The organism is Escherichia sp. GZ89 (genome assembly GCF_019366485.1).
GTDB classification, from domain to species: Bacteria; Pseudomonadota; Gammaproteobacteria; order Enterobacterales; family Enterobacteriaceae; genus Escherichia; species Escherichia fergusonii.
The window spans coordinates 43,521-68,842 of record NZ_JAEOHX010000011.1 but is presented as its reverse complement, the minus strand read 5'-3'; the positions used below and the strand labels follow the sequence as shown (position 1 = coordinate 68,842).

Sequence of the window (25,322 nt, the reverse complement as noted above, 5' to 3'; positions counted from 1 at the left end):
AGTCATCACTTCCGCTCCCGTCATTTCATCAAACTATCATCCCCAGTAATATCTCCAGCCTTTTGAAATTTTGTCGTTAACCTCTTATCCGATGATTTTTAATAGATAAATACAATTCCTCCAATCCTTATTCATCAATATAAAAAATATATTCACCCGCGAAAACGATTGCTTTTTATCTTCAGATGAATAGAATGCGGCGGATTTTTTGGGTTTCAAACAGCAAACGGAGGAATTTCGTGTCGCAAGATAACAACTTTAGCCAGGGACCAGTCCCGCAGTCGGCGCGGAAAGGGGTATTGGCATTGACGTTCGTCATGCTGGGATTAACCTTTTTTTCCGCCAGTATGTGGACCGGCGGCACTCTCGGAACCGGTCTTAGCTATCATGATTTCTTCCTCGCAGTCCTCATCGGTAATCTTCTCCTCGGTATTTACACTTCATTTCTTGGTTACATTGGCGCAAAAACCGGCCTGACCACCCATCTTCTTGCTCGCTTCTCGTTTGGTGTTAAAGGCTCATGGCTGCCTTCACTGCTGCTGGGCGGCACTCAGGTCGGCTGGTTCGGTGTTGGCGTGGCGATGTTTGCTATTCCGGTGGGCAAGGCAACCGGGCTGGATATTAATTTGCTGATTGCCGTTTCCGGTTTACTGATGACCGTCACCGTCTTCTTTGGCATTTCGGCGCTGACGGTACTTTCGGTGATTGCGGTTCCGGCGATTGCCTGCCTTGGCAGTTATTCCGTATGGCTGGCCGTTAACGACATGGGCGGCCTGAACGCATTAAAAGCGGTCGTTCCCGCACAACCGTTAGATTTCAATGTCGCGCTGGCGCTGGTTGTGGGGTCATTTATCAGTGCGGGTACGCTCACCGCTGACTTTGTCCGCTTTGGTCGCAATGCCAAACTGGCGGTGCTGGTGGCGATGGTGGCCTTTTTTCTCGGCAACTCGTTGATGTTTATTTTCGGTGCGGCAGGCGCTGCGGCACTGGGGATGGCGGATATCTCTGATGTGATGATTGCTCAGGGCTTGCTGCTGCCCGCGATTGTGGTGCTGGGGCTAAATATCTGGACCACCAATGATAACGCACTGTATGCGTCAGGTTTAGGTTTCGCCAACATTACCGGTATGTCGAGCAAAACCCTTTCGGTAATCAACGGTATTATCGGCACAGTCTGCGCCTTATGGCTGTATAACAATTTTGTCGGCTGGCTGACTTTCCTTTCGGCTGCTATTCCTCCGGTGGGTGGCGTGATCATCGCCGACTATCTGATGAACCGTCGCCGCTATGAGCACTTTGCGACCACGCGTATGATGAGTGTCAATTGGGTGGCGATTCTGGCGGTCGCGCTGGGGATTGGCGCAGGCCACTGGTTACCGGGGATTGTTCCGGTCAACGCGGTATTAGGTGGCGCGCTGAGTTATCTGATCCTTAACCCGATTTTGAATCGCAAAACGACAGCTGCAATGACGCATGTGGAGGCTAACAGTGTCGAATAACGCTTTACAGACAATTATTAACGCCCGGTTACCCGGCAAAGAGGGGCTGTGGCAGATTCATCTGCAGGACGGAAAAATCAGCGCCATTGATGCGCAATCCGGCGTGATGCCCGTAACAGAAAACAGCCTGGATGCCGAGCAAGGTTTAGTTTTACCGCCGTTTGTGGAGCCGCATATTCACCTGGATACCACGCAAACCGCCGGGCAACCGAACTGGAATCAGTCCGGCACGCTGTTTGAAGGCATTGAACGCTGGGCCGAGCGCAAAGCGTTATTAACCCATGACGATGTGAAACAACGCGCCTGGCAAACGCTGAAATGGCAGATTGCCAACGGCATTCAGCATGTGCGTACCCATGTCGATGTTTCGGACGCAACGCTGACTGCGCTGAAAGCAATGCTGGAAGTGAAGCAGGAAGTCGCGCCGTGGATTGATCTGCAAATCGTCGCCTTCCCGCAGGAAGGGATTTTGTCGTATCCCAACGGTGAAGCGTTGCTGGAAGAGGCGTTACGCTTAGGGGCTGACGTAGTGGGGGCGATTCCGCATTTTGAATTTACCCGTGAATATGGCGTGGAGTCGCTGCATAAAACCTTCGCCCTGGCGCAAAAATACGACCGTCTCATTGATGTTCACTGTGATGAGATCGATGACGAACAGTCGCGCTTTGTCGAAACCGTTGCCGCCCTGGCTCACCGTGAAGGCATGGGCGCGCGAGTCACCGCCAGCCACACCACGGCAATGCACTCCTATAACGGGGCGTATACCTCGCGCCTGTTCCGTTTGCTGAAAATGTCCGGTATTAACTTTGTCGCCAACCCGCTGGTCAATATTCATCTACAAGGGCGTTTCGATACGTATCCAAAACGTCGCGGTATTACGCGCGTTAAAGAGATGCTGGAGTCCGGCATTAACGTCTGCTTTGGTCACGATGATGTCTTCGATCCGTGGTATCCGCTGGGAACGGCGAATATGCTGCAAGTGCTGCATATGGGGCTACATGTTTGTCAGTTGATGGGCTACGGACAGATTAACGACGGCCTGAATTTGATCACCCACCACAGCGCCAGGACGTTGAATTTGCAGGATTACGGCATTGTCGCCGGAAACAGCGCCAACCTGATTATCCTGCCGGCTGAAAATGGGTTTGATGCGCTGCGCCGTCAGGTTCCGGTACGTTATTCGGTACGTGGTGGTAAGGTGATTGCCAGCACGCAACCGGCACAAACAACGGTGTATCTGGATCAGCCGGAAGACATCGATTACAAACGTTGATCGCCTTGTGAACAAGCCACTGGTCTGTGTTGATTGTTAGTACACCGCCAGTGGCTGTAAGCATTAATACTCAATAAAATTCATATCTTGCGAAATTGGTGTGGTTACCGCGCCGCACATATGGAACTCAAATTCGTCTGGCGATACGCAGGATCTTAGTTTTGCAGAGTTCTGGAAGCGGGACTCCCGGCATTGCAAAATGTCGGAAGTCCTGGACTTGTTACGGATGAAACGAATTATTCTGTCCACTCAACGTAGTTGCCACATGGACATTACGATCAAATATCAGATCGGACCCAATTTTACCGCCCATCCCATCAAGCGTGGCATAACTCTCCTTGCCAATTGCGCTGGTATGCCCATGCACCGAGATCATCCCGTCAGGTGTGTCCAGTACTTCTTTCACCATTTCACCGTTTTCATTTTTCACTTCTTTCGTCAAACCAATATCCGCCAGATTCGCCTGACGATATACCATCTGGCCTAAAAAGAGCCAGACATCCTCTTTAGGTTTTGGCAAACCTTTGATTGAGGAATACTTAACCCCATCCACGGCAGCCGCGAACAGTTTATTCCAGTTATCGTTTATCATCGTCACGCCATCATCCTTAAACATCAGATTCAGGAATAGCTTGTCCATATGAGCCAGATTCGTGGAGGTCATTTCATCTGATTTTTGTGGTACAGGACGTCTCTGCGATTCAAGCTCCTTCTCCATCAGCGGCACCAGAGTTTTACATGCATCCCCCGTCAGAGGTGCATGGCTGTAACAGAACGCTCCGACGCTGGCAGGTTGCAGCAGATGCAGATGCGGAATGTAAGCTTTATTCATCAGTTTGGTGTATGCCTCTTTTGCCTCCCCGACGCTCTTAAAGCCATCTTTACTTACGCTTGCAGCATAATCAGGAGAATCAAAGCGGGGTAAAGATGCCACAGCGGGTCCCCTCATCGATTCTGATGCCCAGGTAATCGCGGGCGACGGTGCAGCAGGTGTCGGGTTAGCATCCGGGGTATACGCCGGTACGAGGGACTGGCACTGCCCAAAGGCAGCAAGGTCATGGTTACCCAGCAAAACATCATATTTCACACCGAGTTTATCCATTTGCGCCAGCACATTTAATGAACAAAAGTCACTCAATCCCCGGTCGGCAAGCACATCGCCCACCATAATCATGCGCCCCTGGGCTGCTCCCGCTTTCACCGCATCCGGCAGTAACTTGTTGAATGTCGCGCTATCACCAGAGTGGTAGGCCTGCTGCAATTTGGTAAATGCACCTTCGTCCTTCACCTTCAGATGTCCGGTGGTAATAGATTGGTGAAGCATTAACAGTGCATTTCCGTGGAGATCTCCCAATGCCACTTCGGGCAGGCTGGAGGGAAAGTTGACCGGGTCATGGGTAGGAATTTTTCCGGCGTAGAGGTTCAGCGGCATTTTTCGCACGCCAGAAAGATATTCCGTTGAAGTAATTCCCGTCACCGCTTCAAAAGAACATCCTCCGAGATAAGGCACCCCTGGATCAACAGTCACCTGTTGTAAACCATTGTCCCTGGCCTCTATCCGCAGAGTTTGGCTGAACCCGCCGCAGTCATTTTTCTGCAACAAATCCAGGGCCGCTCCGGCTGCCTCTGCAAGAGAAGTGCGTCCCTTTGCCACATGCACGCCCTGCATCTGGAATGTTTCAAGAGCCACCTTCTTTTCGGCATCAGATGCGTTTTTCAACATACTTGTCGCTTTGAGTAAAACAGGAGCCTCCTGGATTTCCCGCCTACGTCCTCCCTGGAAAAAATCAAGAAACCGCTCAAGCAAACTCAATTTAACATCCTGTTTGAGCAATGTTTTTACAAATTCACCTACCGCCTGGCCCTGTAACGGCACAGAAGATTCCTGTTTATTAAGGCGCTCCAGGGTATTCCAACCAGGAGCTTGCTGATAGGGTTGAAGTGACAGATTACTCATTGGAACCTCCTTGCTGTTGTAAGTTACCCACTTTCAGATAGCTCTCGGCATAAAGGCTATAAAAAATAGCTCATTCTTATTGTTGGATAACAAAATTCCACTAATCCCGGTGTGGCATAATTAATCGGTGAATCCCTTCAGCCTGGTTAACACTTCATGCGCTCCCTGATGGCGCAATACTGCGCATCGCCCCGCCGGAATTTCACTATTTATTACCCCGAAGCGATTATCTTGCGAAATCGGTGCGGTTACCGAGCCGCACAAATGGAACTCAGATTCGTCTGGCGGCGTTAAGCTGGGATCGTAAGGCGCAATACCGAACCCAGACCAGCCGCGCCTTCTGTTATAACTCTGTACATCCTGACACTGTGCAGTTCAGCACCTTACACTATGGCAAAACTCAGGTCGGCACCGTACAGCCTGACACAGTGCATGTTGGTATTGCGCAGGTTGGCACCATGCAGTCTGGCATTATGCAGGTCGGCAAAACTCAGGTCGGCACTACGCAGGTCTGCATCGCACAAGTCAGCACTGCGCAGGTCGGTACTGTACAGGCTGGCATCGCGCAGATCAGCACCGTGCAGTCTGGCAAAACTTAGGTTGGTACCGCGCAGGCTGGCACCGCTAAGGCTGGCACCGCTAAGGCTGGCACCACACAAGTCGGCACCGCTAAGGTTGGCACCATTAAGGTTGGCACGGATAAGGTTGGCACCGTGCAGGTCGGCACCACGCAGGTCAGCACCGTGCAAGTTGGCATCGCGCAGGTCGGCACCGTACAGGCAGGCACCCAACAGGCTGGCCCCACTAAGGTTGGCACCTCTCAGGTCTGCACCTCTCAGATCAGGTCGTTCCCCAGTAGAGCTTAATTGTATTGCCTGGTGTTCAATGACCACATTCCCGAAATGAAAGGTTGTCTTCAGGCAGTTATTCACGTCAAGACTGATTGTCCAGTTTACAGACTTACTCACTGACTGATCGGAGATCAATGCTTTGAGCTTACGGAATGCATAAAGAGAAGACGTATACTTCTTGCCTTCGTTATTATCAACAGCGCCAGGGAGCCCACTGACTTCGGTATCTTCAGGGGTCGGATAGCGGCATAGACTTAAAGCGTTGCTTGCGGTTCTTCGGTAGCTGTTGGAGGACTTCACGGACCCTAAGCATATCTGCACGGGTCGCCTTGCCGACATCCTGAATATCCAGATAGTCGAATATCTCGATTAGCGTAGAGTGTGACGCTCGGTTTTCGCTTAGGGTCGCTGGCTTCCAGTTCTGGGCGTTCTCCTGCTCGTACTGCTCAATGAGAGACGCGAGGGTCAGTGCTTTAGGTTCAGGGACTTCAGGCTCCGATGATACAGATAGGGAGACGGACGGTCTTAGACTGCCAGTCTCAGGCTCAAGGTAAGACAACAGGCCAGAGTTATCGCCCTTGAGTCTATCCTGACAGGCTTTAAGTACACCGATAACGTCATTGATATAGCGATGCTGGTCTACAGTCAGACGCTCAGTCGCTACAGCTTCCCGAAGGTTGGACTTGATGTCGTCGTACTGGTCAACGTAAAGCTGGTAGGACTCCGGGTCGTTCAGGTCATCACGGCTGACACCAAGTTCCCACTCAACAATGGTCTTCAGGTGCTCCCGTAGTTCCTCATATGATGCGCTAGGGTTGTCTGCGTGTATTGCTTTAAGTGCTGACTTGATGTGCCGTGAGTGAGCCATAGCGGTACGTCTGTCCTTAGTCCGTAGTGATACTGACGCTAGTTTATACCGGTTGTGAGAAGGAAGCGAAGCGGTCAGGCGACCAGTGGTCTTCATCCTGAGACGGATGTAAAAGACACCGTTACGCTGATAAAGGTAGGTTCTTGAATTGAGCATGTACTGAGACCTTAGGTCTGCTCACTACTTCAACAAAGTTAGTCACAGTGTTGGTTACAGTGAGTAAAACTATCGGAAGGCTTTAAGCCGTATCCCTTAGGATTCAGTAAGTTAGTAGACTTTAAGAATGGTCATGGAGCGGGCGAAGGGAATCGAAGAAAACCCCTTATAACCTGCTGTCAGATAACACTATTGAGATCAGCTTATGTAACTGATTGCGTGATAATAGAGGATCATTATCGTGTCAATCAAGGGCCAGGCTTATCTTTACCAACGAAAGGACGGAATCTGGATGTTTCAGATTTTTGTTCCTAAATACCTACGCCACCTTTACCCGTATCGGATGTGGCGAAAGACTACATCTACACGAGATCTTAACGAAGCTAGAAGATTCAGAAACCATCTGTTACTAGAATGGGAGGAACTAAAGCGGAAACATAACCCGGATAGCCCTGAAAAGAGATTACAACAAGCTATTGAATCATTACATTCAGAGGCAAGGGCTAATAAAAACACACAAAGAGCCGTAAAACGTGGTTATGCAACCCCTACATTGTGTTTATTACGTGATGAATACACAGAAAGCTATAAAGATCGCCGATCTTACTCAACACTACAGAAACTAGCTAGAGCCGTTGAGCTATTTTTAGAAAGTATTCAGAAAGATGATATTCATATTGAGAAGATAGGCAGACGGCTTGTAACAGTGTTTTTAGATGACCAGAAGCAACGAGGAGCCGCCGATCAATCTCGTCAAAACTGGCTTACGTGTTTAGGATCACTTTATGAGTTTGGTAAACGGCGCTATGACGGAATACCATCTGATAACCCCTTTCACGGTCACAATTTGGAAGCTAGACGCACAATTGAGAGCTATCAACCGTTTACACCGGAACAGATGCAAAAGCTACTTGATGCAGCGGAGCCGGAGATCAGAAATATTATTTTAATGGGCTTGTTTTCAGGATGCAGATTAGACGAACTAGCCAGCCTGAAAAAGTCAGAGGTTGTAACAGTGGAAGGAATACGCTGTTTTTATATCAGCAAGAGTAAGACTAAGGCAGGGATCAGACACGTTCCGATACATTCGAAACTATCGGTTATAGTTGATGAATACTTAAAGCATAGCTACGGTGAATATCTGTTTCCTCAAGCTAATAAGATAAAGAGAATCGACGGTAAAAAGGGGCCGTTTTATAGTCAAGCGTTCTCACGTTTACGTCGTAGTGTCTTACCTACAGCTACAGAGCGTCAATGCTTCCACAGCCTGCGCGGGATGTTTATCACCTGTCTTGATCGTGCAGGAGTACAGGAAACTAGGATCGGAGCCATTACCGGACACACAGAACAGAAAGCTAAAACAGAAGCCTTTCGCACTTACTCGCAAGGGGCAAGTATTCAGGAATTAGCTGAATATGTAGAGTTGGTAAGATATGAATTAAATATTGATTTTAAGGCGTAAAACAACGCCATAGACGCAATAAAGAGGCTTCAACATAGATTGGTAGCCTCTTTTATAATTACATCGTTACAGAGCGTTTTAGAGGCGTTTACGGCTATTCCTGTTTAAAGGCAGGAGTTATAGTGTCTTCACCTTCACTACTTTGATCTTCAGTGTTAACACGTTTTTTCGTACGAACCCCTATATTTTTAGATGCCTGTGTTTTGAGAGCTACAGTATTTACTGTGGCATAAGAAACTAATCTGATCTGTTCAAATTCCAAATCAAATACCAGGGATTCGCTTGCCTCTTCTGTGTATTCGATGCCTGTTAAAACAACGTTCTCAAAAGTTTTATTTTCTGTAACAAGAAGAAAAGGCTGTCTACTGTCCATAATCTGATTCAGGTAGTCGATAGCTAATGATCTTCTGTTCCCGTTCACCCCTGCACTCTTTAACAAGCCAGGATCGCTTTTAATCGGTGTTTCAGAGATACGCCCTTTAAGAGAAAACTTATTGTTTTTAATTTGAACGTGATCAGACACAGTAGCACCATTTTCTACAGGATAGCTAGTAACATCTGCTTGACGTTTTACGTTCACATCGTCTACACTGTCAAAGGCCAGTGCCATATAATTTTCATAAACGTCATTACCAGAAGATGCCAGCCCACTGGTAACAATAGCAAATCCATTCTCCCCTTTTGCTTTATTAGCTTTGCTATTTTCGTTTTTTGTAGAGTTTATATCTTGTTCTGCTTTGTAAACAGCCTGAACGTGTTGTTCTGGAGTATTTGCTGCACGTATGGTTAAAATCCCGGCGGTCGCCATAATAATAATTTTCCTTGTAATGTTATGGCGGGAATTACCCGCCGTTGGATTGCCCTGATAAGCTGGTTAATGTTAATGATTTCAAGAAGCTATCCCGACTTGCTCTCGCTGTAAAATCCACATAATCGCTTAATCTGGATGTGTCCGAATTAATAGTAAGCGGAACCTCTGTTACCACTTCAAATGTAGGATTCAGATTAAACACAGGAGATAAATTATAAGCCGGAGTTGTCATTGCAAGATTATTTAAAGCACCCTGTTTGAGATTGGTTATCGGTGCTTCATTGACTGACATTTTTACATCTGACACAGAAGATTTATCATCGAAAAGCAATCCCTTAATCGTGTTAAAGAGAGAATGACTATTATCAGGTGTAGTTGTTGCAGTGCCAGCGCCTTTATATTGGTCAGGAACGAGATTAGAAAGATTCTGTTTCATTCCTTCATTGCTTAATGGCGGTGCATCACCTAAATTTTTCTGAATAGCCTCTGTCTTATCATCATTACGATTAAACCAGTTTACAATCTTCATAATAGCTTCAAAGAGACTTCCTGTAGCTTCTCCCAGCTTCGTAAAATACGGAGTGAGATTAGAAAGGTTTTTCAAAAACTCTTCCGTTACTTTTGGATCGAGAGATTTCATAAACCCGTCTACAAATGCTACTTGTCTTGCATCAGAAAGCTGCGAAAGCTGTCTGTTTAGTTCTCTGAATTTAACAATAGAGTCTTGCTGTGTTTCTGTTAGCCATTTTCCAGAGGCTTTTTGCTGATTAATACTTTCTTGTACATCTTTAACGGAACGTTGCCAATATTTTGACGTAAGCATCAAATCATCGCCCAGGTCTTCTAAACGTTGTCCAATTTGGGAGTCTGAAAACCCTTTTTTCATCATTCCATTAACAGCCTTAGAAATTAATCCGGCTGGATTATCAGCAAATTTTTTAAGGTCGCTTTTGTTAATAACACCGATGTTTAGAAGTTCATTAATACCGTTATCACCGCCTTTCCATTCAGATTTTCCGGTTTTCTTATCTTTCACCAATTCAGCTTCACTGTAGGATTTTGCGGCACGTTCCCTAACATCTTTCATCTGATCCAGGTATTTCCTAGCCCCTTGATCACCCATCATAGAGTCAACGCCGTTTTTATACGCCCATTCTGTAATGTTATACATCTGGTTAACGTCTACACCGCCAAGCCTTGCACGTTGGATTAATTCTCCTTGTGTCTCTGCGTTAGCGAAACTTTTACTAACAAACTCGGCGATTTTACTTACAGCCATCACGCCAGCAGCCGCCGTAGCGCCTCCAAATAACAGAGCGCCCATAGTGGCGGAATTCCCTGATCCTCCCTTAACGGGGGCTAATTGAGCTTTTCTGTTGCCATTAATCTTACGTTGTTGCTGTTGTAAGCGTTTCATCTGGCTATTCATACGTGCAAGCGAGATAGCCCCTTGCTCATATTGTTTTGCTATCTCTCTAGCCTGTGCAATAGCTTTGTATTGTTCAGCTACAGAAAGACGGTGCATTGCACTAATGCTTGATCCAACGTCTAAAAGCTTTAGTTCAGCTTTCTCCTTACGTGCTGCTATTTGTTGCTGTTGCCTTGCCTGTGCTCTTGCTGCGGCAGCTTGTGCTCTTTGATTCTGTTTTTCGTTTTTCGCTTTCTGTTGAGCAATCTTATCTACTTCACTTTGTGCTTTCTTATAGCCTTTAGTGACAGTATCAAATCTTAATTTAGCAGGCTTGATATTTTCTGCGAATTCCTTTAAGCCTGTAATAGAGTCTTTCGCTTTTTTCAAGCTGTCTTTATCTACACTAAATGTAACTGTGTTCTTAATTTTAGAAGTGTTAATTTCTAACATTTAAAATCCCCTTATTAATCATTTTTACCACCTTCTTTACTTAAGAAATGGTGTAGAGCCTGATCAATACTCTCGTTTAGTCTGAACATACGGGCTTTTACTCCTTCATATGGAACATCTAAGAGAGAACATAGATATTTCAGATTTAACAAGCCTCTAGAATCATTAGCATCTAAATGTACGTGGACACCATTTTTTGATTTCAGAATCACTTCCATATTTTAATCACCTCTCAAAATTTAAAAAATAAATAAAAAAAGGCGAAGCGTGAATACACGCCACGCCTCTATTACACGTTAAAATATTATTTTACCGTGATTTGAACGGAGAAGCCTACACCGTGGTTTACAACCATCTGGCTATTCTCTGTAACAACGTTAACAGCATCACCACGAGAAGATTCATAGCTATAGCTATAAACCTCAGTAGGGGCGGCATTGATCAGTTCAAAGGTGCTGGAAGCAGCCCCGAAGATATTGGTATAAATTCCGCTACCCTTAGAGAATTTAGGCACAGCTACAGCGTCTGCGGTCATATGTGCCAGGTGTAGCGGATCTACCAGTTTAATAACATCAATGTTAGTTCCTGGGATAGTGAACGCTGTCACCCCTGGCAGCAGGTCACGACGCTGATACACAACATTCCCCTCTTCCAGTGGGCTTACATACTGGAATGCGTTTGCCATACCCGCAGAGAATCGAATTGCAGAGAAGGCTTCCGGCTTACAGAAAACAACAATTCTTTCTACACCAGCCGCCTGACTTTGGGCTTTGTCCAAAATGTCAGTAGCAATCTGATCAAATTCTTTAAAAATCTTCGTGGTGTCAGTGCTGGAAGCGTTCAACGTGGCTTTCATAGCTGATACGTTAAACAGCTTGCCCCACTCGATAAGAACATCATCAGTTTTAGGCGTGTAAGTTTTGCCAGAGAACAAAGAAGCAGCCAATACGCTCTCTTTTGTACGCTGATACGCTACGTGGTGTTTAGCAACATACTCAGCATAAATATCAGTGAGTGTTTCCTGGAAATCAGTGCCAGGTTTACGCTTGCCTTGAACATCAGAAGGACGGATCACATCTTCACGAAGAAAATACGGGATTTCAATAAGCCATTCTTTACCTTGTTCTCGCTTAGTAACGTTGTGTTCAGAAGAGAAACGAGAGGTTTCTTTGTTGAACAGAGATTCGTTGCTTTCGACAAGCTGGGAAACAGCTACTTTATGAGATGTAACCCCTACAGAATCAGTAAAATCAAGGGTAGAAAGCAGATAGTTTCTAGTGCTATGCGCAGAGAACAAAGGAGCTAAATCAACGTAATCATTACCTAGAATCATTTATTATTATTCCTTTTATTAAGAAGTGAAAACAGAATGGAAGCCTTCAAGCTGGAAGCCTTTTTTAATTAATGCTGTTTTTGCTGCTTCACTTACAGCATTCAGGGCATCAGCTTTGATGCATACAAGCCCAGCATTGCTACGTAAAATATCTACAGGCTTGTTTGCTCCAGCCGTTACAAACTCACTCATAACAACATAGATATCATCTCCTGATTCATATTTAGCGCCAGTGCTGGTGATCAAGTCTCCGCATTCAACATCAGCAGGAAGAGAAGCAAAAACCTTGTTTTCTACAGAGGCAAACGGATCAGTACAATAACTTACCAGATCTATAAAAGTCTTCCGACTTGGAAACAGAGTGTCTAAATCAATAATCATTTAGTAATCTCCTTAGCTTTTAATTTGATTAATTCATTAAGGGAAGGTGTAGACGGAGAAGAAGGAGAAAAATATTTTTCAACACATCTTTCTACTTCCTCTACAGAACACCCAGCGTATTTAGCTACCATTTCGGTAATTTGTGGATTAATTTTCAGCATTTCATCTTTATACTTGATGATTTGCTCTTTATCGTTTAAGAACAACATTTATATAAACCTTGTTACCTTGTTTAAAGTAAGAAATACAACTTTTAAGTTGCATAACGGGCAAAATAAAAGGCAGCATTTAAAGCCGCCTTTGTAATTACCCTATGTTATGCACACTCCAAGATGTATGCATAACAAAGGAAAAAAGAGGTAAATGACACAGTATTACTTAAGGAGGAGAAGCGGGGAGCGGAGATTTTACTCCCCTTTAACGACAAGAAGAATTTTTAATATCGAACCAATAAAGGAAAAATAATCACCCTATATAATTATATTAACATACAATATATGAAATGTCAAGATATTTTACAACTTTTTTGTTGCTTTTTTTATTCTTCTGTGATAGCAGCGCCTAAGCGTTGAGCTAGTTCAACAAGGCCATCTCCCACATAGCGAACATCAGATTCAATATCTTCTATCCAGTTTGATAATTCCCATATCTGATCGGCTGTCAGGTATGCGTTTTCGCGCTTGCAGAGCATCTCTACACGCTTAGAGAGGTGCTCAAAGGCATTCACAGCTAAATCCCAGTGTTTAAACGCCTCATTTAGTGCCGCTGGCGTGTTTTCTTTGTATGCTTCAAGTTCAGCGCGGTTTAAAGGCAGGAGGTAATCATCCTCATAATAATTAATTAGTGAGTAAATTGTGTCATACGTGTTATTCATATTAAAAGTCTCCATAGTGATCAGCATTATCTAAAATTTGGAATTCAGGAACTAAATTATTTAGGCCATTGGTGGCGAGATAACCAACGTAGTGATTATAATCTTCAAATCCTAAAATCTGGTATTTGCGTAAATCAGAGCTATCAACGATATACTCTTTTCTTTTTCTAGGTTTCCAGAATACGCCAGGTGTTGAAGATAAGATTTCTTGTAAGGCGTTAAATTCATCTCCGCAAGGCACAGAGGGAGAATGTTCTATGATCTCTGTTTTCCATTCGCCAGGGGCGCTATTTTGCTTGGAGAGCGTAACTAGCTCTTTAAAGTCTTTACGTCTTAGAATAGATTTAGGTTTACTTAGAAGAGAAGCTGAATCACCGATTTTCTTAACAACGTTGTTTTTTCTTTTTGCCATTATTTACTTTTCCTTTTCTTTTAAAGGAAAACACCCCGAAGTATGTTTCTACGAGCATAAAAAACAACAACCACCACATAGCTATTACCATAATAATGTTTTCCTTTTATATTTTAATTACATAGAGAGATTTTAGAGAGTGGAATAGATGAAGTCTATTTCTCTGTCTAGTCTTTTGAGATTGAATGTAGAGAAAGATAATTCTTTAATCTCTATAACACCGAAATTTGATAGCTGTCTAAGCCAGAATTTTAAACCATCTTCAGAGCACCCTGCTCGGTGTAACACATCGCTATATTTTAGCGGTGTTGGCTTTCCTTTATAGAGATAAGCAAGTGTTTCATAGATTCGTTTTCCTGTGTCATTACACTGAATTCTGTCTACTTGATTTTTTACTAAATATTGAATCATAACCCTCCTTATTAAAATGGAATATCAAAGTCTTCATATACTTTGGGATGTTTCTTAGCAAAATATGCCTCAATACCATTTGGTCGTTTTAGCCCGTATCTACAAGCTAGTGAATTTGCAAACTCAATAAAAGATGCCCCTCCTGTTCTGGTATTCTTCTGCGTGATAATAAGAGAGGCAAAATTCTCTAACACATCCTCCTCATTATCATTAGCTACCTTTTCACTTGATGAAACAGGTGTTTCTTCCGTCTCCCACGGCAAAGGCGCATTCCAATCATCAAGAACATCAAAAGAAGGCTGTTTATTATCTTCCGTAGGTTGAAGCTGATCAGGAACAGCTTTAACAGTAGCTTCTTGTTGTGTCTTGGCTTCTTGTCTAGCTTCTTCTTGTGGAATATCTACCACTTGATAGACATTAGAACTTCCTGGTCGTGCATCTTTTATAATTAACCCCATTTCGAGCAATTTCTTAACCCTTTCCTCTGCTGCTCTTGGTGTTATGCCAAAAACATCGCCTATCTTAGCGTAAGAGGGAAATGCACGATCAAACCCTTTCAGATAGCAGTAAAGGTTTTTAGCACTATCTGTAAATTTATGCCCGTTTACTTGGCTTATTTTTAGAATCCACATAGGAACTTTTACAAATTGTTCTTCATTAATCATTAAAAATCTCCTTATAAATCACGCTTAATGCGCTACTAAAGTGAATGAGGATCACTTACCCTTTTTTTGTTTGATGTTCTCTGCTGCTTCAGTAATGATTTCTAACATCAAATCACTGACCATAATTTGCCTTTTCTTGGCTTCAGCAAATAAAACCTTGAAGATTTCAGGGTCAACGTGTAGGTAAGTGCGCGGAATTGGTTTCTTAGTTTCGCTCATAGTTTTCTCCTTCTATTCTTTACTCTGTTTCAGATTCTTTTTCATTTTTTCTTAATTCATCAATAATCTTGAGTGCTTCATTGAAGCAAGCAGCTCGCTCTGGATAACCTCGACTCCTTGCCATATTACGATTCATTACTACTTGGTGGCGTGTAAGCTCACCTTTTTTAAATGCCTCTACGACGTGTTTCGGTGTAAACCATTTCATAAAAAACTCCTTATTCAGTTAAAAGAAAAAACACCTTGCAAGCCTGACGGCTTCAAAGTGCATTGATTTTGATTATTTAGAGAAGAATGTTTTTCTGTCCCTCTAATACCTATTATTACATATAAAGAAACATTTGTCAATACCTTTTCATAAAAGGTCTGATCTTTTTCATGCACTTACATTTTTTCTTAGCAATTCGTGCTCTTCTGTGTAGTGCTATTCCTCCTTATTGTCTAAAACGCTCTAAAACGCGTTCTAACGAAGTTTTGATAAAAGCAATACATTCCCTTATGTAGAGGCTATTTATCTCGTCAGAGGCTTATTTAAGGGGCTTATTTTGTATTTGTTAGGTATATGAAAAGGTAATGGCAGATATAAGATAGAGAGTCACTTTATAAAACGCTCTGTAGTGAGCTTATTATATGTAGGCAATGCGTTTCCATTCCCTACCCTGCTTAATGCTGTTAGAGAAGCATTTAGACCCCTTATTTTTAATTAATTAAAGTATCCTCTATACACTCTTGTTATGAAACACCTCTGAATCCTTCATAAAACACATTATGACGCAAAGAACACTTTTCTAAGGTGATTCCCTTCCTGAATGCTGTTTCTTGCGTCAAAGAGCTACACAGAGCTTATAAAGCTATTATTAATAATAAAGTAGATAAAGTAAGATAACTAAGATAGATAAGATTAATAAGATCAGAATTCTCTTTCGGTGTCGCCTCTGGCTTTTCCACCGAAAACAATTACACGACTACAGAATGCAAGGAGGTGGAATTGTATTGAGGCTTAGTGAAATTACACGAGGAAAGCAGAGTGTAATTGAGCTTTAGCCGCTCTCTCTTCGAGTAATTACACAACTACAGAGAATAACAGAGTTATTAAATGTAGGAGGGTAATTAAGAGTTAGAGAGAGTTAACACGTAAGCAATCAGTATGATTGGTTAGGTGATTACTCTTCTGCGCACAGCGCAATAGTATTTCTTCGTGGGCGTTACCGCCAACGATAGTTACACGAAGAAAGTAACGCTTTGCTTTCGGTGTGAGCGGAACGGGCCAGCCACGAAGCCCGAAAGGTAGCGGAGTAAGGCTGCTTGCCAGAGAGTGACGCTAACGCAGGAAGGCAAAAAGATCATATAAATAAATATATAATATTATAATTTAATAAGTAATTTAATAAATGATCTAATAGGTAACAGAATTCTGTGGGGGTGTCTAACAGTTTTCTGTGGGGGTGTCTAACAGAATTCTGTTAGGGTGGGGTAACAGAATTTTGTTAGGGTAAAAATCTCTTTAAAAGTTAAGATTAACAGAATTCTGTGGGGGTAGTTCACTATGACCTACCCCCCTAGTTCACTATGACCTACCCCTAGGTCACAGTGACCTATATAGTATAAAGAATATTATTTATATTATTTAATTATAGTATTGGTGGAACTCATTTCCTAGGTAGGTAGGAAACCACTTCCTAGGTTACTTCCTAAATAGATCGGAAATCATTTCCTAGGTGTTATTTATACTTATCGGGTATCAGACTTGATAGGGGTAACAGAATTCTGTGGGGGTAGCTGAATGTAACCTCTCGTTACATCCATTTGTCACATAGCACTCACTCTGTGTAATGCCTTTCTATGTGTGTGCCATAATCCCCCTATATTCCCTGTGTAAATCATAGAATAATGCTCTCTATTCCCTGTGTAATTCCATACTAAAAATTCAATGAAAAAGCAGCTTAAAGTTGCAATTCTTACTTTCTTCACTTTTACATCACTTTCGCAAAGCCTTGTGTAATGCGGCTTACAGAGCACCATCAGAAATTGTTGGCTAAAAATTGTTCTGCTTGTTTCTTAATGAGTTCTCTCGTTTGTGCAAATTTTAAAATTTATTTTGTTTTTACAGCCTTATTTCGTGTAATGCGTGGCATAGCAAGCCCTTTTCTTGTGTTGTCAAGGCATTTGGCAACGTTCAAACATCTGTTTAGAAATGCCAAATTGTTGATCTAACAAATAAACCTGTATAAACAGAACACCATTTAATCTATTCCCCTGTGTAATCCACCACATCACACGATAAAAACAAAAAAAACCTTTAATTATATTTCATAGCATACAAAAGTCAACAGAAGCCCTCTCGTGCTCCTACGTAAAAAATCCATCACTTTTCCCCTGATACATCAATTCAAGGCGTTCTATGTGTTCCTTAGTGCATATTACGTTTATTATGTTAAATGTATTTTGGCCTATATTTTGACCTGCACCCGCATAAACACTGGTTTCATCGCTTACAGCCCTTGTGAGACGTGGTGCTGTTTCTAGCATCTGATCCGACATAAAACCGATCATTCTCGTGTTTAGTGAAAGTTTAGTGAGAGACATTACAGAAAGGCTTTCTGTGTAATGATTTAATAGGTAAAAACGATGTTGATTACGCAAGAAAATTCCTTGCTGATATTTGGGGATTCTGGATTTTCCAGATCGGGGGGCGCTGAAAATCGCGTTAAGCACCTCTCGCAATCTAGCCATAAGGGAGGGGATATAGGTATTTAGATGTATTTATAGCTATTTATAGCTATTTATGGCTATTTATTTTTTATTTACCTTTATTTAAAAATAACCTTATAAATCAATAAGATACATAACTATCTGTTTATATTTTAACCAATTAAATCAAGTTTAATACCCTTAAATAACCTAAAAATAGCCTTAAATACCCCAATAATTAATTTTAAGGCTTTCCGTGTTCTCTCCTGCATTATGAAAATGCAAAATAAGGCACAAAACAAGCTCACAGACGCATTAAACACACATCACCTATACATCCCTATACCAAGCAATAAAAACAGCGTTAGAATGCGTCCTGTTGCGTTTTAGAGAATCAGGGAGTATTTAAATTGATTTGAAGTGTTGCAGGGATAATTCATCAATACCCGCCACCTCTTCACGACGTGCGGCGTATGCTTGCTTCTCTTTCCACTGGTTATAGAAGTATGCTGCCTTTTCCCGCTTTGCTTCGTGTTTAAGGCACTTTGCTTTGATATCGTCTGGCAAGCTGTCAAATGTGCCGTCTTCTCTAGCCTTCTTTATCATTCTGGTTAATGCTGCTTTTTGCTGGCGGCGTAGTTTGGCTAGTTCTGCGGCTTTTGCTTTCTTTTCTTTGTAGGCGGCTTTCTTTGCTGATATCGCCATACATCCCCCATCATTCAAACTGTCTTAGATGCTTAAAATACCAGGAGGATTATTTTTAGACAATAGGAGCCATAAAGCGCCGTGATGGGTACATCAACAAAAGCGCCGGAGGCGTATCATCATCTTTTCAGCGGTAGCGATCAGTAAGTCAGGTGTACATTATCGGATGCACGAGCCGGGGTAGAGCTGCACTCTTTCGCGATGCAGTTACGGTTTTATGAAGAGGTGGGGCTTTAAATCCACATATACACTTAAAAACACTCTTCCCATCATTCGCCTGTTTATCCCGCGCTGAGGTCGTCGCAAGCGCCGCCGTCGATGACATTACAATGCCTGGGTAGGCTTTTCCTTCACGTTTGACTATCGCGGTGTGAGGTGTGCAACTGCCGCCACGTTGGTTATACTGCCATCTTCCCGTGTAACTCAACGTAACAGCTACAAGGGCGGATCACAGTGGTAGAACTCCTAAGCAAATTAAATAGGTAACTATTTAACTTGCTGACAGAGAAGACTTTTTTAGTCTTCTCCACTTGGGGAGATTCTGGAGCGGGCGAAGGGAATCGAACCCTCGTATAGAGCTTGGGAAGCTCTCGTTCTACCATTGAACTACGCCCGCTTTGAGATGCGTAAGGCATTATAAGCCTTACGCTCTTGCTGGCAAGTGGCTTTGTACTGACTGCTGTTTATTTCACCGTCAGCATTTCGGTTTACTGCCTTGCGGGGGGAGATAACGCAGCGGATCAATGGCAGTTGCCCGGTAACGGATCTGGAAGTGCAGCCGTACAGAGGCAGCGTCAGTACTGCCCATGGTGGCGATTTTCTGGCCCGCTTTTACCGTCTCCCCATTATTGACCAGAATAGTGTCGTTATGGGCGTAGGCAGTAATGTAATCTTCACTGTGCTTTATCATCACCAGATTACCGTAACCACGCAGTTGATTACCCGCATACACGACCTTGCCGGCTCCGGCAGCATAAACCGGTGTACCTCGGGCCGCGGCGATGTCGATGCCTTTATTTCCGCCATCCGCCATTGAGTATGGCAAAATCACCTTCCCACTGGCTGGCCACCGCCAACAGCGTTGGCCAACAGGTGGCCAGGAAGATTGCGGAACGGAAGAAGATGGTCTGACCGCTGCAGTTTTGCTGGTCGATTTTTTGCCAGATTTACTGGCAGTTTTGCTGCTTTTCGACCCACTGCTCACTTTCAGTTTTTGCCCAACCTCAATAGTATAAGGCGGTGAAATGCCGTTCAGACGAGCGAGTTCTTTTACGCTGGTGCCAGTAGCGCGTGAAATACGATACAACGTATCTCCCCGCTTCACAGTGTAAACGGTACCAGAATAGCTTCCCGAATCGGATGACGGTTTGCTGGAACAGCCCGCCAGCAGTAGCCCCATAGACAACAGCAGCGCAATTCCGAGGCTATTTTTATTCAAGCGTCCTGCGCTCAAAGCGAATCCTCACGATATTTCAAGACGCTTTATGATAGCAGCCATCCGCAAGATGCCCAATCTCTTGCATCTGACATAACATGTTAATCAAGCACTGACGGATCTGCTTCAATCATCAGTTGCTTCATTTCAGCAAAATGCTGACGGGAAAAATCAACGATCTTCTCCCAGTCACGGGCCGTTTTTTCTGCGACTTCATCCGGCAGGATTTTCAGTGGCTGTCCACAGGACATAGCAGTAACAAATATCTGACAAGCACGCTCAAGCGTCCAGATATCATCAAATGCTTCCCCTACTGAAATACCAGTAACTAACACGCCGTGGTTACCCATCAGCAAGCGCCGTTTTTCTCCCAGTAATCCTGCCAGTCGGGCACCTTCTGCCGTTGTGTCTGCCATTCCACCATATAAGGTATCTATTGCCATACGATTAAAATAACGTGCCGTATTTTGATCGATTGCAGGAATATGCGGTGTCTCCAGACACGCAACGCTGGTGGTATAGACCGGATGAAGATGCAGCACGACACGTGCTGCTGGCAGACGTTGATGAATCTGCCCATGAATCGCCCATGCCGTGGCATCGACATCTTCACGGTGGGCATTAGCTTCATCATCAGCATCTAACAACAGCAAGTCGCTGGCACGAATCCGGGAAAAATGTTTCCACTTCGGATTTAGCAGAAACGTCTTTCCGTCGTCAGAAATTGCCGCGCTGAAATGATTAGCGACAGCTTCGTGCATCCCAAGATGGGCAATTATGCGGAAGGTCACGGCCAGATCGACACGGATCTGCTCTTCAATTGATATTCCCATTCATTTATTCCGCTTTTGGCATCAGAGTGTTGAGATCTTCCGCAGTTGGCGGGGTGAAGTTATATTTCTTCAGCAAAGCGGCATATTCCGGCGTGGCGCTATATTTTTTTAGCCCCTCTTCCAGCGCGTTTTTCACTACGCTGTTGCCTTTTTTGACACCAAAGCCATTAAGCACTGGATATATCAGAGTATCGGAAGAAATAACCACACGATCGCCCAATTTATCGATCACCCCTTTTGCTACCGCCGCATCAGTGATTTGCGCTTCTACGGCACGGGAAAGTAGCGCCTGAGTCGTCTGCGGATCAGTGGCATATTCACTAAGGACAATGGGTTCAAGTCCGTTTTTTACGCAGTAATCAGCTGAAAGCTTCTGTAGTTGTGCCAACCAGGAAGTCGCTCCCATCGAACCAATTTTGTGTCCGCAAAAGTCTTCCGGTTTTTTTGGTTGATATTCACTACCTTTCAGCACGAGGATTGATTCACCACTTTTCAGGTAAGGCACCATATCAATGACTTTCAGCCGTTCCGCCGTGATATACATTGAAGAGTTGGTGATATCAAAACGCTCGCCCTGCAATCCTGGGATTAAATTCGGGAAGCGAGTGTCAATATTTACCGCGTCACGCCCCATTACCTTCGCCAGTCCGGCAAGAAACTCAATATCAAATCCGGCTGGTTGATTGTTTTCCATATATTCATAGGGATAAAAGGTCATATCTGATCCGGCAATAATCTTCTCCGGCTGTTGGAAAGCATTGGCATTAAAAGATGCCAGCACAACACTGGCATATAACAACGGGACGGTATTAAGTAAGGTATTGAACTTTTTCATAATATCTCCAGAGAACAGATCAATCAGATGTTGGCAAAATCGTTTCCGGCTTGCTGAACGAAAAAGGATGCACCGCGTGGCTTTTGCGGTAAGCGGAACTGGTTATCACTACTACGGATTAATCCACTCTCTTCCCCGGCGACAATTTGCCCGGCATGAATACTTGGCAACGGATTGTCACCAAAAGGCAAAGCGTCTTCGGCGGCGTATACCGCAATAAACAGTGTGCGCGGCATATCAGTTTCATTAGGACTGGAGGCATGTAACAGACGGGTATGCATAAAACATACTGATCCGGGTGGGCCATAACAGGCCGTTGGTTGTTGGCAATGGGCGTGTTCTATCTGTTGCTCTACCGCTCCGGTAAAACGTTCGTTCTGCCAGTGAGAATATAGTGGCCCCTGATGACTTCCAGGCACCACATTCAGCGGCCCATTTTCTGGTGTCACTTCACTTACCATTAACAGCGCGGTAATGATGTCGTCATTACTGTGCGGGGTGAAAAGAAAATCCTGATGCCATTTCACCTTCGTGGCGGTGTGCGGCAATTTAGAATTAATTTTGCTGTGATGAAAACGCGTACCGCTGCCGCCAATCAATTGCCCGGAGATGGTCGCCATTCTGGAATACAAAGCAGCATGTTGATAAACAGAAGAAATCTCAGTAGGCGATGTTACACGCCGTAATGAGGGATGTGCCGCTGAGTGATCATCTTCGAGATCAAACCGCGGACGGCCATCCAGCGTTTCTCCCCATGGTTGTTGGTGCTGGCGGCTTTGTTCTACCCAACCATCAAAGTCAACCTGCAATGCTGTAATCTCTTCTGTCGTAAGAACATCTTCGACGACCAGAAAGCCCTGTTGGTGAAACTGCTCAATTTGCCATTGTGCGATCATGATTTTTCCTTTCAGTCAGAGGGTTAAGCCAGAGAGACATCTTTCAGGAAGGCATCAACACGCGGATGATGCCCTTCACGCATTGCTTGCGGCGTGTCGTCACACACCACACGTCCTTTTTCCATAAAGACAATTCGGTCTGAAACTTTGAAGGCAAAATTCATCTCATGGGTCACGATCACCATGGTGATACCTTCTTGCGCCAGTGATTCAATTACCTGCAGCACTTCATTCACCTTCTCAGGATCAAGGGCTGAAGTGGGTTCATCGAACAACATGATTTGCGGTCGCATCATTAACGCCCGGGCGATCGCCACGCGTTGTTGCTGCCCACCAGAAAGCTGATGCGGATACTTCCAGGCGTGGTCCAACATGCCGACCTTATGCAACAACTCACAGGCTTGTTGTTTGAGTTCTACTTCACTTGCCAGCCGGTGGTATCGCGGAGCCAGTAGCAAATTGCCAAGTACAGTAAGGTGAGGAAACAGATTGAAACTCTGAAAGACCATGCCAATATTCATGCGATGTTGAGCATTTTCAGTAAAACGTGGTTTTTGCTGCCCCTGACGATTGAGATGAATAAATGGCTGACCATTGATTTTAATTTCGCCATTGTCGATCTGCTCAAGCCCATTGAGCAGGCGAATCAGTGTGGTTTTACCGGAACCGGATGGCCCGATGACTGATACCACCTCCCCCGGTTGAATCCTCAGGCTAACGGCCCCCAACACTTCGACATTGTTATATGCTTTGTGCAGTCTGGATGCCTGCAATGCAGGTGCCGCCTGGTCTGAAAAATGGCGTGCTGTCGTTGGTTGCCCGGCAACTGCCAGCTGGCGCATTTCGGCATCTACCGGACGAGAAGTATTGCGCTGAGTCACATCAAGATATTTCTCCAGACGTTTCAGTAGGAAATCAAATACCGTCACGATAAATACGTAATAGAACGCCACGGCAGCCATGGTTTCCATAACAAGAAAGTTTTGCGAATAGAGACGCTGTCCGACCATTAAAATCTCGGTGAGCGAAATCACTGAAACTAAAGAACTGAGTTTCACAATGGCGATATATTCATTTGCCAGTGCGGGTAGCGCGACGCGTAATGCCTGAGGGATAACCACCCGCCACTGTGTTCCGGCGTAGCGCATACCCAGCGCTCTGGCAGCTTCACTTTGCCCTTTTGGAATAGACAACAATCCCCCACGATGAATTTCCGCAATATATGCTGCCTCGCAAAGTACCATAGCAATTAATCCGGCGCGGAAAGGATCATTTAATATCGATGCCAGAGAGGGCATTGCCTGCGGTAAGTTATATACAAAAATCAGCAATACCAGTAACGGAATACTGCGAAATAACCAAATATAGATTCGTGCCGGCGTATTGAATAACTTACGTGGCGATTGCTTTGCCAGTGCAAGAATAAAGCCCAGCACAATGCTGAAAAACCAGGTCAGCAAACTTAATTTAATGACAGTCCAGGTGGCCTGCCAGAAATCATGATTACTGAGTAGACTTAACATATAGTTCCAGTCAAACGTCATGGGCTATTCCACTCATCATAATTAACGGAAGTCAGGGCTTACTTGTTATTGCAAACCAGTGAACCCTCGTTCGTCTTGCCGTGATACTATGCTTATAATTTTCTTGTGCTGGCAATTAGCAAATTTCTGGCCTTTAGGATTAAAAAAACTATACAACTTCGCAAACATAAAAAAACATGTTTAACACTTCGCAAATGAACAAAAATGAATTTGCACAATATTAGGGCAAATAAAATTCCACAAGGGTGCAGCATGATTCAAAGCGGTGCAGAATGCTCGCCATTTATTAAAAAACGGTTAATTTATCTGAAAGTATTTATGGCACAACTCTTGCTACATATATGTTATATCTAACAGGATAAGTTACAGGTAGCCTATGAACCGATTTACCCTTAAACAACTTAAATATTTTGTCACCGTCGTCGAAACAGAAAGCATTGCTGAAGCTTCTCGTCAGTTACATATTGCCCAACCTTCCATCTCTATTGCGATTAAAAATCTCGAAAGCACCTTTGATCAACAACTCTTTATTCGCCACCATGCGCAAGGTGTATCGTTAACATCAGGCGGCAGACGTTTCTATGAAAAAGCGAAGGAACTCTTGCGCTTATCCTGGGAGTTTGAGCAAAACTCACGGGCCGATAAGGACATGATTTCAGGAACAATTTCAATAGGTTGTTTTGAATCGGTAGCCCCGTTATATATGCCGAAACTGGTTGCAGGATTCAAAAAACTTTATCCTGAAATTACTCTGCAACTTTATGATGGTGAGCAACACGAATTAATGCACGGTTTACATCGTGGGCGATTTGATCTGGCTTTGTTGTATGATCTGGAGCTGGGGCATACTATCCATAAAGAATTACTTAACGCACCGCACCAGCCTTATGCATTATTGCCCGCATCACATCCTCTGGCACGAAAAAAGAGCGTGACACTGCAGGAACTGAGCAAGGAACCCATGATCTTGCTTGATGCCGTGCCGAGCAAAAATTATTTTGTCGCTATTTTCAAAGAAAAAGGTTATCACCCTCATATTGCTTACAGTTCACCTTCTATTGAAATGGTACGTTGTATGGTTGGACAAGGGTTAGGATTTTCAGTATTAGTTACCCGCCCCTGCAGCGATATAACCTATGATGGTGAGCGTCTTGTACAACTCGATATAGAAGATGAAATGCCTGCATCAACATTAATAATGGCACACCTTGCAAATAATGAACCTACCCGACCGACGCAATTATTTATGGATTACTGCCGTAACCGTGAATTAATGCCGCCAGGATTACATTATTAAGCCTCGTAATTTTATATACTCAAGAACGTTTTATAATAATTTACCCACTGCGC

24 protein-coding genes, 1 tRNA gene and 2 pseudogenes are annotated in these 25,322 nt (G+C 44.0%); 4 read left to right on the top strand and 23 right to left on the bottom strand.

The annotated features are described in order from the left end of the window. The first annotated feature begins 239 nt into the window (after positions 1-239). Both codB and codA read left to right on the top strand, forming a co-directional pair. Positions 240-1,499 (top strand): cytosine permease, encoded by a 1,260-nt coding sequence (gene codB / locus K0335_RS17150; RefSeq protein ID WP_104920489.1) that lies wholly within the window; start codon positions 240-242, stop codon positions 1,497-1,499. Next, the gene (codA, locus tag K0335_RS17145; RefSeq protein ID WP_002432459.1) at positions 1,489-2,772 is read left to right on the top strand and encodes a cytosine/isoguanine deaminase; all 1,284 of its coding nucleotides are present in this window, start codon (positions 1,489-1,491) and stop codon (positions 2,770-2,772) included. Before codB ends, codA begins: the two co-directional genes overlap by 11 nt. Positions 2,773-2,992: 220 nt before the next feature. Here the strand turns inward: codA and K0335_RS17140 are convergent, their stop codons facing one another. From K0335_RS17140 to K0335_RS17130, 4 genes and pseudogenes are all read right to left on the bottom strand, one after another. Further along, complete coding sequence (locus K0335_RS17140) at positions 2,993-4,729, bottom strand: metallophosphoesterase (protein WP_219393951.1); 1,737 nt, start codon at positions 4,727-4,729, stop codon at positions 2,993-2,995. Between the two features lie 147 nt (positions 4,730-4,876). Then, positions 4,877-5,080, bottom strand: a pseudogene (locus K0335_RS22525) (GyrI-like domain-containing protein); the annotation flags it as partial. Positions 5,081-5,112: 32 nt separating this feature from the next. After that, on the bottom strand, positions 5,113-5,697 hold the full coding sequence (locus tag K0335_RS17135; protein WP_231825843.1) for a pentapeptide repeat-containing protein: 585 nt from the start codon (positions 5,695-5,697) through the stop codon (positions 5,113-5,115). Between the two features lie 118 nt (positions 5,698-5,815). Next, a pseudogene (locus tag K0335_RS17130) lies at positions 5,816-6,604 on the bottom strand (integrase); the annotation flags it as partial. 241 nt (positions 6,605-6,845) lie between these two features. On the opposite strand from K0335_RS17130, the gene K0335_RS17125 reads away from it, so the two are divergent. Beyond that, positions 6,846-8,066 carry a tyrosine-type recombinase/integrase gene (locus K0335_RS17125; protein WP_000023114.1) on the top strand — a complete coding sequence of 407 codons (1,221 nt, stop codon included), beginning with the start codon at positions 6,846-6,848 and terminating at the stop codon, positions 8,064-8,066. Positions 8,067-8,160: 94 nt separating this feature from the next. Here K0335_RS17125 and K0335_RS17120 read toward each other — a convergent pair whose 3' ends face one another. From K0335_RS17120 to K0335_RS17030, 19 genes are all read right to left on the bottom strand, one after another. Continuing rightward, a complete protein-coding gene (locus K0335_RS17120; RefSeq protein WP_000179445.1) occupies positions 8,161-8,874 on the bottom strand; it encodes a phage baseplate protein in 714 nt (237 codons plus the stop codon). Between the two features lie 34 nt (positions 8,875-8,908). Then, positions 8,909-10,738, bottom strand: a complete 1,830-nt coding sequence (locus tag K0335_RS17115; RefSeq protein ID WP_219393949.1) for a hypothetical protein — start codon at positions 10,736-10,738, stop codon at positions 8,909-8,911. 14 nt (positions 10,739-10,752) lie between these two features. Continuing rightward, positions 10,753-10,956, bottom strand: a complete 204-nt coding sequence (locus K0335_RS17110) for a hypothetical protein (RefSeq protein WP_000452041.1) — start codon at positions 10,954-10,956, stop codon at positions 10,753-10,755. 86 nt (positions 10,957-11,042) lie between these two features. Then, entirely contained in the window at positions 11,043-12,071 is a 1,029-nt protein-coding gene (locus K0335_RS17105) for a major capsid protein (RefSeq protein ID WP_219393948.1), read from the bottom strand. Between the two features lie 18 nt (positions 12,072-12,089). Next, a complete protein-coding gene (locus K0335_RS17100) occupies positions 12,090-12,452 on the bottom strand; it encodes a hypothetical protein (protein WP_219393947.1) in 363 nt (120 codons plus the stop codon). Beyond that, positions 12,449-12,661 carry a hypothetical protein gene (locus tag K0335_RS17095; RefSeq protein WP_000898164.1) on the bottom strand — a complete coding sequence of 71 codons (213 nt, stop codon included), beginning with the start codon at positions 12,659-12,661 and terminating at the stop codon, positions 12,449-12,451. Before K0335_RS17095 ends, K0335_RS17100 begins: the two co-directional genes overlap by 4 nt. A gap of 329 nt (positions 12,662-12,990) precedes the next feature. Further along, the gene (locus K0335_RS17090) at positions 12,991-13,353 is read right to left on the bottom strand and encodes a hypothetical protein (protein WP_374940499.1); all 363 of its coding nucleotides are present in this window, start codon (positions 13,351-13,353) and stop codon (positions 12,991-12,993) included. Next, positions 13,328-13,738, bottom strand: a complete 411-nt coding sequence (locus tag K0335_RS17085; RefSeq protein WP_001129158.1) for a hypothetical protein — start codon at positions 13,736-13,738, stop codon at positions 13,328-13,330. Before K0335_RS17085 ends, K0335_RS17090 begins: the two co-directional genes overlap by 26 nt. 132 nt (positions 13,739-13,870) lie before the next feature. After that, complete coding sequence (locus K0335_RS17080) at positions 13,871-14,149, bottom strand: hypothetical protein (protein ID WP_087893884.1); 279 nt, start codon at positions 14,147-14,149, stop codon at positions 13,871-13,873. A gap of 11 nt (positions 14,150-14,160) precedes the next feature. After that, complete coding sequence (locus K0335_RS17075) at positions 14,161-14,814, bottom strand: transcriptional regulator (RefSeq protein ID WP_219393945.1); 654 nt, start codon at positions 14,812-14,814, stop codon at positions 14,161-14,163. A 51-nt stretch (positions 14,815-14,865) separates the two neighbouring features. Further along, positions 14,866-15,033 (bottom strand): hypothetical protein, encoded by a 168-nt coding sequence (locus K0335_RS17070; protein WP_000005056.1) that lies wholly within the window; start codon positions 15,031-15,033, stop codon positions 14,866-14,868. Between the two features lie 19 nt (positions 15,034-15,052). Continuing rightward, positions 15,053-15,241, bottom strand: a complete 189-nt coding sequence (locus K0335_RS17065; protein WP_000870976.1) for a hypothetical protein — start codon at positions 15,239-15,241, stop codon at positions 15,053-15,055. A gap of 2,888 nt (positions 15,242-18,129) precedes the next feature. Continuing rightward, the gene (locus K0335_RS17060) at positions 18,130-18,429 is read right to left on the bottom strand and encodes a hypothetical protein (protein ID WP_001007918.1); all 300 of its coding nucleotides are present in this window, start codon (positions 18,427-18,429) and stop codon (positions 18,130-18,132) included. Between the two features lie 542 nt (positions 18,430-18,971). Further along, a tRNA-Gly gene (locus K0335_RS17055) sits at positions 18,972-19,045 on the bottom strand. Positions 19,046-19,123: 78 nt separating this feature from the next. Then, positions 19,124-19,882: an amidase activator ActS gene (gene actS, locus K0335_RS17050; RefSeq protein ID WP_001272559.1), complete on the bottom strand. Its 759-nt coding sequence runs from the start codon at positions 19,880-19,882 to the stop codon at positions 19,124-19,126. Positions 19,883-19,965: 83 nt separating this feature from the next. Then, positions 19,966-20,697 carry a class II aldolase and adducin N-terminal domain-containing protein gene (locus tag K0335_RS17045; protein WP_000512958.1) on the bottom strand — a complete coding sequence of 244 codons (732 nt, stop codon included), beginning with the start codon at positions 20,695-20,697 and terminating at the stop codon, positions 19,966-19,968. A 4-nt stretch (positions 20,698-20,701) separates the two neighbouring features. Continuing rightward, the gene (locus tag K0335_RS17040) at positions 20,702-21,532 is read right to left on the bottom strand and encodes a transporter substrate-binding domain-containing protein (protein WP_000714397.1); all 831 of its coding nucleotides are present in this window, start codon (positions 21,530-21,532) and stop codon (positions 20,702-20,704) included. A 23-nt stretch (positions 21,533-21,555) separates the two neighbouring features. After that, entirely contained in the window at positions 21,556-22,428 is an 873-nt protein-coding gene (locus tag K0335_RS17035) for a phytanoyl-CoA dioxygenase family protein (protein ID WP_104920491.1), read from the bottom strand. A gap of 23 nt (positions 22,429-22,451) precedes the next feature. After that, the gene (locus tag K0335_RS17030; protein WP_000141875.1) at positions 22,452-23,972 is read right to left on the bottom strand and encodes an amino acid ABC transporter permease/ATP-binding protein; all 1,521 of its coding nucleotides are present in this window, start codon (positions 23,970-23,972) and stop codon (positions 22,452-22,454) included. A gap of 376 nt (positions 23,973-24,348) precedes the next feature. Here K0335_RS17030 and K0335_RS17025 point away from each other — a divergent pair, with 376 nt between their 5' ends. Continuing rightward, positions 24,349-25,269, top strand: coding sequence for a LysR family transcriptional regulator (locus K0335_RS17025; protein ID WP_001079091.1), 921 nt, complete (start codon positions 24,349-24,351; stop codon positions 25,267-25,269). Positions 25,270-25,322 lie beyond the last annotated feature (53 nt).

Bases quoted from the DNA above. Each gene is read 5' to 3' on its own strand.
- K0335_RS17140 (WP_219393951.1), bottom strand. From the start codon at position 4,729: ATGAGTAATCTGTCACTTCAACCCTATCAGCAAGCTCCTGGTTGGAAT.
- K0335_RS17120 (WP_000179445.1), bottom strand. From the start codon at position 8,874: ATGGCGACCGCCGGGATTTTAACCATACGTGCAGCAAATACTCCAGAA.
- K0335_RS17115 (WP_219393949.1), bottom strand. From the start codon at position 10,738: ATGTTAGAAATTAACACTTCTAAAATTAAGAACACAGTTACATTTAGT.
- K0335_RS17110 (WP_000452041.1), bottom strand. From the start codon at position 10,956: ATGGAAGTGATTCTGAAATCAAAAAATGGTGTCCACGTACATTTAGAT.
- K0335_RS17105 (WP_219393948.1), bottom strand. From the start codon at position 12,071: ATGATTCTAGGTAATGATTACGTTGATTTAGCTCCTTTGTTCTCTGCG.
- K0335_RS17100 (WP_219393947.1), bottom strand. From the start codon at position 12,452: ATGATTATTGATTTAGACACTCTGTTTCCAAGTCGGAAGACTTTTATA.
- K0335_RS17095 (WP_000898164.1), bottom strand. From the start codon at position 12,661: ATGTTGTTCTTAAACGATAAAGAGCAAATCATCAAGTATAAAGATGAA.
- K0335_RS17090 (WP_374940499.1), bottom strand. From the start codon at position 13,353: ATGCTGATCACTATGGAGACTTTTAATATGAATAACACGTATGACACA.
- K0335_RS17085 (WP_001129158.1), bottom strand. From the start codon at position 13,738: ATGGCAAAAAGAAAAAACAACGTTGTTAAGAAAATCGGTGATTCAGCT.
- K0335_RS17080 (WP_087893884.1), bottom strand. From the start codon at position 14,149: ATGATTCAATATTTAGTAAAAAATCAAGTAGACAGAATTCAGTGTAAT.
- K0335_RS17075 (WP_219393945.1), bottom strand. From the start codon at position 14,814: ATGATTAATGAAGAACAATTTGTAAAAGTTCCTATGTGGATTCTAAAA.
- K0335_RS17070 (WP_000005056.1), bottom strand. From the start codon at position 15,033: ATGAGCGAAACTAAGAAACCAATTCCGCGCACTTACCTACACGTTGAC.
- K0335_RS17065 (WP_000870976.1), bottom strand. From the start codon at position 15,241: ATGAAATGGTTTACACCGAAACACGTCGTAGAGGCATTTAAAAAAGGT.
- K0335_RS17060 (WP_001007918.1), bottom strand. From the start codon at position 18,429: ATGGCGATATCAGCAAAGAAAGCCGCCTACAAAGAAAAGAAAGCAAAA.
- K0335_RS17045 (WP_000512958.1), bottom strand. From the start codon at position 20,697: ATGGGAATATCAATTGAAGAGCAGATCCGTGTCGATCTGGCCGTGACC.
- K0335_RS17040 (WP_000714397.1), bottom strand. From the start codon at position 21,532: ATGAAAAAGTTCAATACCTTACTTAATACCGTCCCGTTGTTATATGCC.
- K0335_RS17035 (WP_104920491.1), bottom strand. From the start codon at position 22,428: ATGATCGCACAATGGCAAATTGAGCAGTTTCACCAACAGGGCTTTCTG.
- K0335_RS17030 (WP_000141875.1), bottom strand. From the start codon at position 23,972: ATGACGTTTGACTGGAACTATATGTTAAGTCTACTCAGTAATCATGAT.
- K0335_RS17025 (WP_001079091.1), top strand. From the start codon at position 24,349: ATGAACCGATTTACCCTTAAACAACTTAAATATTTTGTCACCGTCGTC.